At 67.4% G+C, this 13,079-nt stretch carries 11 protein-coding genes; 1 reads left to right on the top strand and 10 read right to left on the bottom strand.

The window, feature by feature from the left end; translation table 11 throughout:
- From JHD82_RS20915 to JHD82_RS20870, 10 genes are all read right to left on the bottom strand, one after another.
- On the bottom strand, positions 1-496 hold a 496-nt coding region (locus JHD82_RS20915; protein ID WP_199138546.1), incomplete at its 3' end, for an electron transfer flavoprotein subunit beta/FixA family protein.
- Between the two features lie 122 nt (positions 497-618).
- Positions 619-1,593 carry a nitronate monooxygenase family protein gene (locus tag JHD82_RS20910; protein WP_012203331.1) on the bottom strand — a complete coding sequence of 325 codons (975 nt, stop codon included), beginning with the start codon at positions 1,591-1,593 and terminating at the stop codon, positions 619-621.
- A 7-nt stretch (positions 1,594-1,600) separates the two neighbouring features.
- Entirely contained in the window at positions 1,601-2,614 is a 1,014-nt protein-coding gene (locus JHD82_RS20905) for a tripartite tricarboxylate transporter substrate binding protein (RefSeq protein WP_013804144.1), read from the bottom strand.
- Positions 2,615-2,679: 65 nt separating this feature from the next.
- Positions 2,680-3,699: a tripartite tricarboxylate transporter substrate binding protein gene (locus JHD82_RS20900; RefSeq protein ID WP_199138544.1), complete on the bottom strand. Its 1,020-nt coding sequence runs from the start codon at positions 3,697-3,699 to the stop codon at positions 2,680-2,682.
- A gap of 119 nt (positions 3,700-3,818) precedes the next feature.
- Positions 3,819-5,075: a CaiB/BaiF CoA-transferase family protein gene (locus JHD82_RS20895; protein WP_199138542.1), complete on the bottom strand. Its 1,257-nt coding sequence runs from the start codon at positions 5,073-5,075 to the stop codon at positions 3,819-3,821.
- A 42-nt stretch (positions 5,076-5,117) separates the two neighbouring features.
- The gene (locus JHD82_RS20890; protein ID WP_199138540.1) at positions 5,118-5,918 is read right to left on the bottom strand and encodes an oxepin-CoA hydrolase, alternative type; all 801 of its coding nucleotides are present in this window, start codon (positions 5,916-5,918) and stop codon (positions 5,118-5,120) included.
- A 16-nt stretch (positions 5,919-5,934) separates the two neighbouring features.
- Positions 5,935-7,071, bottom strand: a complete 1,137-nt coding sequence (locus JHD82_RS20885; RefSeq protein WP_199138538.1) for an acyl-CoA dehydrogenase family protein — start codon at positions 7,069-7,071, stop codon at positions 5,935-5,937.
- 20 nt (positions 7,072-7,091) lie between these two features.
- The gene (locus JHD82_RS20880) at positions 7,092-8,288 is read right to left on the bottom strand and encodes an acyl-CoA dehydrogenase family protein (protein ID WP_013804149.1); all 1,197 of its coding nucleotides are present in this window, start codon (positions 8,286-8,288) and stop codon (positions 7,092-7,094) included.
- Positions 8,289-8,454: 166 nt separating this feature from the next.
- Positions 8,455-9,651 carry an acetyl-CoA C-acyltransferase gene (locus JHD82_RS20875; protein ID WP_199138537.1) on the bottom strand — a complete coding sequence of 399 codons (1,197 nt, stop codon included), beginning with the start codon at positions 9,649-9,651 and terminating at the stop codon, positions 8,455-8,457.
- Between the two features lie 108 nt (positions 9,652-9,759).
- A complete protein-coding gene (locus JHD82_RS20870; RefSeq protein WP_199138535.1) occupies positions 9,760-11,877 on the bottom strand; it encodes a 3-hydroxyacyl-CoA dehydrogenase NAD-binding domain-containing protein in 2,118 nt (705 codons plus the stop codon).
- Positions 11,878-12,155: 278 nt separating this feature from the next.
- Between JHD82_RS20870 and JHD82_RS20865 the strand changes: the two genes are divergently transcribed.
- Positions 12,156-13,079, top strand: coding sequence for a LysR family transcriptional regulator (locus JHD82_RS20865; RefSeq protein ID WP_100566303.1), 924 nt, complete (start codon positions 12,156-12,158; stop codon positions 13,077-13,079).

Below are 13,079 nucleotides of genomic sequence, written 5' to 3'. Positions count from 1 at the left end.
GGGTTTCCAGGCCGCCGTCCACTTCACGCGTGACATTCACCTTGTCGCCAGCGACTTCGACCTTGGAGGCGAAGGTGGCTTGCGGCAGGTCGGCCAGGGCCGCCAGCATCTGGCCGGTCTGGTTGGCGTCGTCGTCGATGGCCTGCTTGCCCAGGATGATGAGGCCGGGCTGCTCCTTGTCGACCAGGGCCTTGAGCAGCTTGGCGACGGCCAGGGGCTGCAGCTCCTCGGTGGTCTCCACCAGGATGCCGCGGTCGGCACCGATGGCCATGGCCGTGCGCAGGGTTTCCTGGCACTGGGCCACGCCGCAGGAGACGGCGATGACTTCGGTGGCCACGCCCTTTTCCTTGAGGCGAACGGCTTCTTCGACGGCGATTTCGTCAAAGGGGTTCATGCTCATCTTGACGTTGGCGATGTCCACGCCCGTGCCGTCCGACTTCACGCGGACCTTCACGTTGTAGTCCACGACACGTTTGACGGGTACAAGGATTTTCATGAGAAAGCTCTTTCCTGGTTTTTGAAGTACGACCTACGCAAGAAGGAACAAGGCAAGCGGCTTGCCATGGGGCGCAGCACGTTGTCGCATCCTGTTTGCGTAAGCCCTGTGAAGATGGGCGGTCAGCGGGCCAGGCCGGCCAACCGCTCGTTGATCAGTGCATGGGCCTGGTCCATGATGCCGGAGATCAGCTGCTGGACCGTGGGCACGTCGTTGATCAGGCCGGCCACCATGCCACAGGACCAGACGCCTGCGTCCATGTCGCCGTCATGCATGATGCGCGGATAGACGCCGGCCACCTCGGGCGCGATGTCGGCAAAGGTGATGGCCGCGCCCAGCTCGCGCTCCTTTTGCAGCAGGCGCTCGGTGGCCGGGTTGGTCAGCACGCGCTCGGTGTTGCGCAGCGGGCGCATGACCAGGCGCGTGTCCAGCTCGCTGGCCGCGACGATGGCCTGCTTGACGTTGTCGTGCACGGGCGCTTCCTGCGTGGCGATGAAGCGCGTGCCCATGTTGATGCCCTCGGCGCCCAGCGCCAGCGCAGCCACCAGCGAGCGGCCGTCGGCCATGCCGCCCGAGGCGACAAAGGGAATCTTCAGTTCTTCGGCCGCGCGCGGCAGCAGGATGAAATTGGGGATGTCGTCCTCGCCCGGATGGCCGCCGCATTCGAAGCCGTCCACACTGATGGCGTCGCAGCCGATCGCCTCGGCCTTGAGCGCATGGCGCACCGAGGTGCACTTGTGGATGACCTTGATGCCGGCTTCCTTGAGCGCGGGCAGCCATTTCTGCGGGTTGTTGCCCGCCGTCTCCACGACCTTGACGCCGCCTTCGATGATGGCCTTGACGTAGCCCGGGTAGTCGGGCGGGTTGACCGAGGGCAGGAAGGTCAGATTGACGCCGAAGGGCTTGTCCGTCATCTCGCGGCAGCGCGCGATCTCGCGCGCCAGCAGCTCGGGCGTGCGCTGGGTCAGGCCCGTGATCAGCCCCAGGCCGCCCGCGTTGGAGACGGCGGCGGCCAGCTCGGCCAGGCCCACATGGTGCATGCCGCCCTGGATGATGGGATGCTCGATGCCAAAGAGTTCGGTGATGCGTGTCTTCATGTCGATGTCACTCCACTGCAATGCCCTTGTCGCGGATCAGCTGGCCCCAGCGCGTGTAGTCCTGCTGGATGCGCTGGCCCAGCTGGGCGGGGTTCTGGTAGGCGGCGATGGCGCCTGCGTTGAGCAGCTTTTCCTGGATGTCCTTGTCGGCCAGGATCTGCTGAACTTCGCTGGCGATGCGGTCGACCACGGCCTTAGGCGTGCCCTTGGGCGCCAGCAGGCCGCCCCAGGAGACGGCGTCGTAGCCCTTGATGCCCTGCTCGGCAATGGTCTTGGTGTCGGGCAGCATGGCCACGCGCTGGGGCGATCCCACGGCGATGGCGCGCAGCTTGCCGGCCTGGATGTGGGGCAGCGCGGCCACGAGGTCGGCATACATGATGGGCACCTGGCCGCCGATGGTGTCGGTGATGGCGGGCACGCCGCCCTTGTAGGGCACGTGCTGCATGTCGAAGCCGGCCATCTGCTTGAGCAGCTCCATGCTCAGGTGGCCGAAGCTGCCGGCGCCCGAGCTGGTGTAGTTGAGCGCGACCTTCTGCGCCTTGGCGTGGGCGATCAGGCTCTTGAGGTCGGTGACATCGGGCAGCAGCGTGGGATTGACCACGATGACGATGGGCAGGTCATAGACCGTGGCCACGGGCGTGAAGTCCTTGACGGTGTCGTAGCCGGCCTTCTTGTACAGGTGCGGCGCCAGCAGCGTGGGCGTGGCCAGCATCATCAGCGTGTAGCCGTCGGCCGGGCTCTTGGCGACCTGCACGGCCGCGATGGAGCCGGAGGCGCCAGGGCGGTTTTCCACCACCACGGTCTGCTTGAGACGCTCGCCCAGCTTCTGGCCCACGATGCGCGATGCCGTGTCGGTGGGGCCGCCCGCCGGGAAGGGCACGACCAGCCGCAGCATCTTGCTGGGCCAGCCAGTCTCGGCCAGGGCGCCGCCGGCCATGCCGGCCAGCAGCGGGGCTGCGGCCAGGGCCAGAACGCTGCGCCGCGTGGGGCGTGCCGGGGATGCGGGATTGCGCGTGTACATGAAGTCTCCTCTCAAAGCTGTCTCAGCAGTCGTCGGTGGCGGCCCGCTGCCGCGGGCCGGAAAAATCAATCAAGCTTCGCGCCAGCCTCATCGACCAGCGCCTTCCAGATGGGCATGTCGCGCTGGTAGTTCTCGCGGAAGGCCTGCGGGCTGTTCATCAGCGGCATGAAGCCTGCGCCCACGGTGCGCTCCAGCACCTTGGGGTCCTTGGCGATTTCGCGAAGGTGGCCGTAGAGCTGGTCCACGATCTCCTTGGGCACGCCGGCCGGTGCGCCCATGGCCACCCAGCCGTAGATGGCGTAGGCGTCGTCGGTGACGCCCTGCTCATGGATGGTGGGCAGCTTGGGCAGGATTTCCATGCGCTCCTTGCCGGTGACGCCGATGGCCTTGAGCTTGCCCGAGTCGATGAAGGGCTTGGTGTTGAGCGCGCTGGAAAAGCACATCTGCAGCTGGCCGCCGATCAGCTCCTGGATCATGGGCGCCTCGCCCTTGTAGGCGGCGTGGGTCATGTCGGCGTCCATGGTCTTGCTCATGTAGGCACCGGCCAGGTGGGCATACGAGCCCACGCCCCAGGAGCCGTACGAGAGCTTGCCCTTGTTGGCCTTCACGTAGGCCAGCAGCTCCTTCATGTTGTTGGCCGGCACCGAGGGATGGACCACCAGGGTGACGGGCGCCGCCGCGATCTGGGTGACCAGGGCGATGTCCTTTTGCGGGTTGTAGGGCAGCTTGGTGTAGAGGAACTGGTTGATCAGCATGGAGGTGCTGAGCGAGACCAGCAGGGTGTGGCCATCGGCGGGCGCCTTGACCACGGCGTCCGTGCCCAGGATGCCGGCCGCGCCCGCGCGGTTGTCGATGACCACGGGCTGGCCCACGCGCCTGGCCAGGGCCTCGCCGATGGTGCGCGCAATGATGTCGGTGGCGCCGCCCGCGTTGAAGGGCACAACCACGCGGATGGGCTTGGTGGGCCACGCGGCCGGCTTGCCGGCCTGTGCGAGGGCGCTGGTGGCGCCCGTGGCCAGCAGGCTGGTGCCGCCGATGGCGGCCAGCCCTTGAAGAAGGTCGCGGCGTGTGACTTGGTTGCTCATGGTTTTGTCTCCTGGGTATTGCTGTCTATGGGTGCCGTCTTGGTGCGGCATGCAAACCTGGCGGGGCCGGGAGCCGGGCATCAATGGCCCCCGTGGAATCAGTCGCGTGATCGGTCCTCTTATCCCTGTTGCGCGGGGGTCTCGGGCAGGGTCAGCACGCCCCTGGACTGCAGCTGCTGCAGCTGCTCATCGCTCATGCTCAGCAGCCGGTGCAGCACCTCGCGCGTGCCCTCGCCCAGCGTGGGCGGTGCATGGCGGATGGGCAGGCGCTGGCCGTCCAGGCGGTAGGGCGGCGCGAACACGGGCGTGGTGCCGACCACGGGGTGGGGCATGTCACGCAGCAGGCCGCCACGGCGCGTGCGCTCGCTGGTCAGGGCCTCGTGCAGGCCGGCCACGCGGCCGCAGGGGATGCCGGCGGCCGTCAGGCGCTCCAGCAGCAGATCGCGCGGGAAGGAGCGGATCAGTTCCTTGAGCATGGGGCCCAGCTCCAGGCGGTTCTTGGCGCGGTTGACGTTGGTGGAGAAACGCGCGTCCTCGACGATGTCGGGGCGCATCACCACCTGGCGGCAGAACTTGTCGAACTGGGCGTTGTTGCCCACGGCGATGATCAGCGGGCCGTCGGCCGCCTCGTACATGCCGTAGGGAACGATGGAGGGGTGGGCATTGCCGTAGCGCTCGGGGTCGTGGCCCAGCTGCATGGCGTCCAGGCCGTAGTAGCCGGTGATCATGATGCCGCTGTCGTACAGCGCCATCTCGATGAGGCGGCCCTTGCCCGTGCGCTCGCGGCGGAACAGCGCGGCCAGGATGGCCTGGGCCGCGTACATGCCGGTCATGAGATCGACCACGGCCACGCCGAACTTGAGCGGCGGCGTGCCGGCCTCGCCGTTGAGCGCCATGAGGCCGGCCTCGCCCTGGATGACCAGGTCGTAGCCGGGGCGCTTGGCCTCGGGACCGCTGCTGTCATAGCCGGCCACGGCGCAGTAGATGATGCCGGGCTTGATGGCCTTGAGCTGTTCGTAGCCCAGGCCCAGCTTCTCGGCGCCGCCAGTCTTGAAGTTGTGGATGACCACGTCGAACTGGGGCAGCAGGTCGTGGACGATCTTCACGCCCTCGGGGGTCTGCAGGTCCAGCGTGATGGACCGCTTGTTGCGGTTCATGCTGTTGTAGTAGGTGGTCTCGGTCTTGCCGATGCGCAGGCCCCAGTCGCGCGTGTCGTCGCCGCGGCCCGGGTGCTCGACCTTGACCACTTCGGCGCCGAAGTCGGCCAGCACCATGCCGCACAGCGGCCCCGCGAACACGCGCGAGAGGTCGAGCACGCGCACACCCTCCAGCGGGAAGTCGATGTCCTGGTTCTGATCGTTGTGGCTGTCGGCCATGTGCGTTGTCTCCTTGGGAAGTCTTTTAGGTCTTGAACGGTGTCAGCTGCGCAATTTCGTGAAGTCGGCGCTGCGCTTTTCGAGGAAGGCACTAATGCCTTCGCGCGATTCCTCGCTCTCCTGCGAGCGCACCATGTACTGCGCCTCCAGCTCCAGCTGCTCTTCCAGCGTGTTGCGCGGCGCCTGGCGGCACAGGTCCTTGATCAGGGCCATGGCCTGGTCGGGGCCGGTGGCCACCTGGGCGGCCAGCGCCACGGCGTCGGCCTGGGCCTGGCCCGGTTCGGACAGGCGGTTGACGGGGCCCAGGGCATGCAGGCGCTCGCCGCTGATGCGCTCGCCGGTCAGGCACAGCTCGGTCAGCACCTGGCGCGAGACGAACTCGGCCAGGAAGGCAGTGGCGCCGCCATCGGGCGTGAGGCCGACCTTGACGTAGGCGACCGAGAACACGGCGTTCTTCGCGGCCACCAGCATGTCGCAGGCCAGGGCCAGCGACAGGCCCGCGCCGGCCGCCGCGCCTTCGACCGCGGCGATCACGGGCTTGGGAAAGTCGCGCACGCTGCGGATCAGGTCATGCAGGCCTTCGAGCTTGGCGCGTCGCTCCTGCACCGGCAGCTCGCGGCGCTTGGCCAGCTGGCGCAGGTCGCCGCCCGCGCAGAAGTGGCCGCCCTCGCCCGTGAGCACCACGGCGCCCACGGTGGGGTCGGTCGCCGCGCTCTTGAGCGCCGCCGAGACGGCCGCGTAGAACTCGGGCGACAGCGCGTTGCGCGCGGCCACGTTGTTGTTGGACAGCACCAGCACGGCGCCTTCGCGGCGGGTCAGCAGGACTTGGTTCGCTTCGGTCATGGCGGCTTTCCTTGGCTCAGTGTTGCGAGCCGAGTGCGATGTAACGCGACAGATGGTGGTCCTCGTCGCCGAACTGGTGGTCGATCATGACCAGGCGCTTGGCGTAGTGGGCCAGGGGCAGCTCCCAGGTCATGCCGATGCCGCCATGCATCTGGATGCTTTCCTCGGCCACCAGGGTGCCGATGCGGCCGATGCTGTACTTGGCGGCCGACAGGGCCTTCTCGCGCGCCACGCGGTCTTCGTCCGCAATGGCGGCGGCCGCGTTGATCACGGCCGAGCGCGCCTGCTCCACTTCCAGCAGCAGGTCGGCCATGCGGTGCTGCAGGGCCTGGAAGCTGCCGATGGGCACGCCGAACTGCTTGCGCGTGCGCAGGTACTCCAGCGTCTGGTCCTTGGCCACGTCCATGGCGCCCACGGCCTCGGCGGTCAGCGCCAGCACGGCGTAGCCGCTGATGCGTTCCAGCAGGGACAGGCCCTGGCCTTCTTCGCCCAGCAGGGCGTCTGCGCCGACCTGCACCTTGTCCAGCACCAGCTCGGCCGCGCGGCCGCCTTCGATGCGGTTGTAGCCGCGCTTTTGGATGCCTGCGGCATTGCCGGGGACCAGGAACAGGCTGATGCCGGCCTCGTCGTACTGGCTGCCCGAGGTGCGGGCCGAGACCAGCAGCAGGTCGGCCTTCTCGCCGAAGGCGACCACGCCCTTGGCGCCGTTCAGCACCCAGCCGTCGCCGCTGCGCACGGCCGTGGTGGCGACGTTGTTGAGCTCGTAGTGGCTGCCGGGCTCGTCATGGGCCAGGGCCGCAATGGACGTGCCGCCGATGATGGCTGCCAGCTGTTCCTTTTGCGCATCGCTGCCAGCCGCGATCAGGGCCCGGCCCACGACCAGGGCGCCCAGCAGCGGCTCGGCCACCAGGCCGCGGCCCAGGCATTCGAAGACCACGCTGATGTCGAAGCCCTGGCCGCCGAAGCCGCCAGCGTCCTCGGGGAACAGCGCGCCGATGGCGCCGATGTCCGCGAACTGCCCGTACAGCAGCGGGCTGTGGCCTTCCTCGCCATAGGCGACGTGGTTGCGAGCCTCGATGGCGTACTGCTCGGAGACGAAGCGGTTGAGGCTGTCCGCCAGCATGCGGCGGTCTTCGGTGTGTTCGAAGTTCATGTTCCGTTTTCCTTGCCGGATCAGAGGCCGAGGATCATCTTGGAGATGATGTTCTTCTGGATTTCGTTGGAGCCGCCGAAGATCGACAGCTTGCGGTAGTTGAAGTACGCGGCGGCGGCCGTGGCGGCTGCGGCGTCGCCGATGGCAGGCTGGTCGTAGCCGGCCTGCAGGGCCTCTTCGATGAAGGGCGCGGCGTAGGGGCCCATGGCGCGGCGTACCAGGGACAGGATTTCCTGGCGGATCTCGGTGCCGCGGATCTTGAGCATGGAGCTTTCGGCGCCCGGCACGCCGCCGCCGGCCACGGCGGCGATCACGCGCAGGTTGGTGGTCTTCATGTTCTCCAGGTCGATCTCGACCTTGGCCAGGCGGGCCGCGAACAGCGGGTCCTGCGTCAGCGGCTTGCCGTTGCGCAGCATGCGGCCGGCGACGGCCTTGAGCTTTTCCAGGCCGGCCACCGAGAAGCCCACGCCCGCGATGTTGGTGCGCTCGTAGGTCAGCAGGTACTTGGCGTAGGTCCAGCCCTTGTTCTCTTCGCCGACCAGGTTCTCCACGGGCACCCTGACGTCGGTGAAGAAGACTTCGTTGACCTCGTGCTCGCCGTCCAGCGTGATGATGGGGCGCACTTCCACGCCGGGCGAGTTCATGTCCACCAGCAGGAAGCTGATGCCCTGCTGCGCCTTGGCCTCGCGGTTGGTGCGCACCAGGCAGAAGATCATGTTGGCGTGCTGGCCCAGCGTGGTCCAGGTCTTCTGGCCGTTGACGATGTAGTGATCGCCATCGCGCACGGCAGACGTCTTGACCGAGGCCAGGTCCGAGCCCGAACCCGGCTCCGAATAGCCCTGGCACCACCAGTCGGCGCCATTGAGGATGCGCGGCAGCCAGTGGGCCTTCTGCGCCTCGTTGCCGTACTTGATCAGGACGGGGCCCAGCATGCTCAGCCCGAAGGGCACGATGCGCGGCGTGCCCGCCAGCGCGCATTCATGCTCGAAGATGAATTTCTGCACCGCGCTCCAGCCCGGGCCGCCGTGCTGCTCGGGCCAGTGGTTGGCCAGCCAGCCGCGCTCGTTGAGGATGGCGTGCCAGCGCTCCATGTCCTGCTTGCTCAGTTGCAGGCCGTTCTTGACCTTGTGCGACAGGTCCTCGGGCAGCTTGTCCTTGAGGAAGCCGCGAACCTCGTCGCGGAAGGCCAGTTCTTCAGTCGTAAATTGCAAATCCATTGCTATTCCCCAGTAATCCGTGGCGTTGTAAGCCGTTTGCAGCCCTGAAATTGGCGTGCCCCAAGCGAGGGACGCCGAGCAAGGGCCGCCCCGCAGCAAGGGCGTCGTTCCCCTCCCGCGAAGCGAGAGAGGGGGAAGCGGCGCCAGCCGCTCAGGGGGTGCTTATTCAATAAATTTCGAACAGGCCTGCGGCGCCCATGCCACCTGCGATGCACATGGTGACCACGCCCCACTTGACTGACGCGTCCCGGGCCTTGCGGCGCCGGCCTTCCAGCAGGATGTGGCCCGCCAGGCGCGCACCCGTCATGCCGAAGGGGTGGCCGATGGAGATGGCGCCGCCGTTGACGTTCAGGCGCTCGTTGGGAATGCCCAGCTTGCGCTGGCAGTACAGGGCCTGGGAGGCGAAAGCCTCGTTGAGTTCCCACAGGTCGATGTCCTCGACCTTGAGGCCGTGGCGCGCCAGCAGCTTGGGGACCGCGAAGACGGGGCCGATGCCCATTTCGTCAGGCTCGCAGCCGGCCACGGCAAAGCCGCGGAAGGCGCCCAGCGGGGACAGGCCCAGGCGCTCGGCCTGCCTGGCTTCCATCAGCACGCAGGCCGACGATCCATCGGACAGCTGCGAGGCATTGCCGGCCGTGATGAACTGGTCCGGGCCCTTGACGGGTTCCAGCTTGGCCAGGCCTTCCAACGTGGTGGAGGCGCGGTTGCAGTTGTCCTTGGTGGCGACCACGTCGCGGTAGGTGATCTCGCCCGTGTCCTTGTTCTTCTCGGCCATGCGCGTGGCGCAGGCAATGATTTCGTCCTTGAACAGGTCGGCGGCCTGGGCGGCGGCCGTGCGCTGCTGGCTTTGCAGCGAGAAGGCGTCCTGGTCCTCGCGGCTGATGCCGTAGCGGCGCGCCACGATGTCGGCCGTGTCGATCATGGCCATGTACAGCTCGGGCTTGTGCTCGACCAGCCAGGGGTCCATGTCGGTGGGCAGGTTGTTGCCGGGGCGGATGCCCGAGATGGTCTCGATGCCGCCGGCCAGCATGGCGTCCACGCCCTCGGCCACGATGCGGCCCGCCGCGATGGCGATGGACTGCAGGCCCGAGGCGCAAAAGCGCGTGATGGTCGTGCCCGCGATGGACAGGGGCAGCTCGGCGCGCAGCACGGTCTGGCGGCCCAGGTTGCGGCCCTGGAAGCCGTCGGGGTTGCCGCAGCCCAGGATCAGGTCCTCGATCATGGCCGGGTCGATGCCCGAGCGCTCGACCGCGGCCTTGACCGAGAAGGCCGCCAGCTGGGCGGCGGGCGTGACGTTGAACTCGCCGCGGTGCGACTTGGTCAGGGGCGTGCGGGCAGTGGAAACGATGACGGCTTCGCGCATGGTCGGTCCTTGCTTGTCTCTGGAAAATTGTTGTGGTTGTGCACGGCCCTGCCCGCTCTGCGTTGGACGAAGCGGGTCAAGGGCATGGCGGGGAAACGCGGGGGCGGCTCACGCCGCCTTGTTCAGGCTTTCGAAATCGCGGCCTTCGGCGACCAGCTTTTCGAGCAGGGGAGCAGGCTTCCAGAACAGCGCGTCTTCCTTGGCGAATTCGCGGATGTCGGCCAGCACCTTGTCCAGACCTTGCATGTCGGCCCACCTCATGGGGCCGCCACGAAAGCGCGGGAAGCCGTAGCCGGACAGGAAGGTCACGTCCACGTCCAGCGGGCGCAGGGCAATGCCCTCCTCCACCACCTTGGCACCTTCGTTGACCATGGCGGCCATGTAGCGGCGCATGATTTCCTCAGGGGTGAACTTGCGCGGCGTCACGCCCTTCTTGGCGCGTTCGGCATCGACGATGGCCAGCACTTCGGGGTCGGGCTGGCCGACGCGCGCGCCCTGCGGGTAGAGGTAGAAGCCGCGGCCTGTCTTCTGGCCGAACCAGCCGCGCTCGCAGACGCGGTCGGCCACTTCGACGTAGCGGGCCTTGGGATCGCGCGTGGCAGCGCGCCGCTTGCGCGTGGCCCAGCCGATGTCGCCGCCGGCCAGGTCGGTGACCTGGAACGGGCCCATCGGGTAGCCGAAGCCGCGCACAGCCTCGTCGATCTCGTAGGGGCTGGCGCCGTCTTCCATGATGTAGTCGGCAGCCTGCTTGTAGACGGCCAGGATGCGGTTGCCGATGAAGCCGTCGCAGACGCCGGCGCGCACGGGCACCTTCTTCATGCGCTTGGCCAGCTCGAAGGCCGTGGTCACCACATCGGGCGCCACCTTGGCGGGCACCACGATCTCCAGCAGCTTCATGATGTTGGCGGGGCTGAAGAAGTGCAGGCCTATCACGTCCTGCGGGCGCGAGGTGGCGGCGGCAATGGCGTCGATGTCCAGGTAGGAGGTGTTGGTGGCCAGCACGGCGCCCGGCTTGCAGACGCGGTCCAGTTCTTTGAACACGGCCTTCTTGACTTCGAGGTCCTCGAACACGGCCTCGATCACCAGGTCCACATCCTTGATGTCGTCATAGGAGGTGCTGGGCGTGTAGCGTGCCATGACGGCGGCCTTGGCCTCCTCGGTCATGCGGCCCTTGGCGATCAGGCCGTTGTAGACCTTCTCCACATTGGCCTGGCCGCGCGCGATGGAGTCGGCGTCGCGCTCGATCATGGTCACCGTGAGGCCCGCGTCCAGCGCGGACACCGTGATGCCGGCGCCCATGGTGCCGCCGCCGATGACGGCGATCTTGGCAAAGTGGCGCGGCGCGGCGGCCTTGGCTTCGGGAATCTTGGCGGTTTCGCGCTCGGCGAAGAAGGCATGGATCAGGCCGGCGCGCTGCGGGCTGTTCAGGCATTCCACGAACAGGGCACGCTCCTTGGCGATGCCTTCGTCGAAGGGCAGCTCCACGGCGGCGCGCACGCATTCCACGATCTTCAGCGGCGAGAACAGGCCGCGGCTCTTCTTGGCGGTCTCTGCGGCCAGCGCGTCGAGCTCGGCCAGGGCAGCAGCCTTGTCGGCGATTTCAATGTCACGCGTGCGGCGCGGCGCGGTATTGGTTGCCAGCAGCTCGTTGGCGTAGGCCAGGCCTGCGGCCGTGGCGTCGGTGCCGTCCACCAGCTTGTCCACCAGGCCGGCGGCCAGCGCGGCCTTGGCCGACAGGTGCTTGCCGCTGAGCATGAGGTCGGCGGCCGCCTTCACGCCCATCAGGCGCGGTGCGCGCTGCGTGCCGCCGGCGCCGGGCAGCAGGCCCAGGTTGACTTCGGGCAGGCCAAGCTTGGCAGCCGGCAAAGCCAGGCGGTAGTGGGCCGACATGGCCACTTCCAGGCCGCCGCCCAGGGCAGGGCCATGGATGGCGGCGACCACTATCTTGTCGGAGGCTTCGAGGCGATTGAGCACCTCGGGCAGCGAGGGCGGCATGGCGGGCTTGCCGAATTCGCGGATGTCTGCTCCGGCGATGAAGGCCTTGCCCTCACCCACGATGAGCACGGCCTTCACGGCGGCATCCGATTCGGCCTGCTCCACGGCAGCCAGCAGGCCGGCGCGCACGGCCTGGCCCAGGGCATTCACGGGGGGGTTGTTGATGCTGACCACCAGCACGGCACCATCAAGGCGGGTCTGGACCACGGAAGCCTGGGCTTGTTCGCTCATCTGTATGTCTCCGAACTTGGGTTTTCCACTCAAAACATCCATTCTTGCCACGACAATGGTTCTTTACAATCCCATGAATGATTGACAGACTGTAAAAACGTATTTGACAACCCCCTGAGCGGCTTACGCCGCTTCCCCCTCTCTACCCGCTTCGCGGGGGAGGGGGACGACACCCTCGGTGCGGGACGGCCCTTCCTCGGTGTCCCTCGCTTTGGGTTGCGCCAGTTTTATGCCCTCTGCTCTTGCGCTCGATCTCGCTGTTTTGCTTGGTGAACTGAATGGATCTGAACTCGCTAACCCTGCTGGTGGAAATCATCGATAGCGGCAATCTGAGCCAGGCGGCGCGCAAGCTGAAGATGACGCGGGCCAATGTGAGCTATCACCTGACGCAGCTGGAAAAATCGGTGGGGGTGCAGCTGGTGCGGCGCACCACGCGGCGCGTGGAGCCGACCGAGGTGGGGATGCGGATGTACGAGCATGGCCGCGCGATCCAGAACGAGATGATGTCGGCGCGCGAGACGATCACGTCGCTGGGCCAGGGGATGGCGGGCCGCGTGGGGCTGAGCGTGCCCAGCGGCTATGGGCAGATCGTGATGAGCGACTGGCTGATCGAGTTCAAGCGGCTGTATCCGGGCATCGTGCTGGATGTGCTGTTCGAGAACCGGGCCGACCATTTGCGCGACGAGGTGGACATCGCCATCCGCGTGATCCAGGAGCCGCCGCTGTCGGTGATTGCGCGCAGCCTGGGCAATGTGCACTACGTGGCCTGCGCCTCACGCGAGTATGCGCAGCAGCACGGCCTGCCCACCACGCTCTACGAGCTGCGCAACAGCCCGCTGATCACGGCCGGCGTGATGGGCCGCCAGCTGCGCCTGTCGGCCTACCAGGGAACGGACCGCCAGGAGGTGCTGCTGGCGCCGACCATGATCTCCGAGCACTTCCCCTTCCTGCGCCAGGGCATTCTGGCGGGCCTGGGCGTGGGCCTGGTGCCCGACTACGTGGTGCAGGACAAGGTGGCCAGCGGCGAGGTGGTGCTGACCCTGCAGGAGTACCGCCTGAGCATCTTCGGCACCCACATGTACCTGCTGTACCTGCCCGACCGCCATCAGACGCGGGCCGTGCGCACCTGCATCGACTTCCTGCTGGCCAAGGCCGGCCAGGGCGGCAGCGGCAGCGGCAGCGGCGACGCTGCTGCCACCTGA

It is taken from the genome of Delftia sp. ASV31 (assembly GCF_016428765.1).
Lineage (GTDB): Bacteria > Pseudomonadota > Gammaproteobacteria > Burkholderiales > Burkholderiaceae_C > Comamonas > Comamonas acidovorans.
This window is presented reverse-complemented; position numbering and strand designations above follow the sequence as displayed.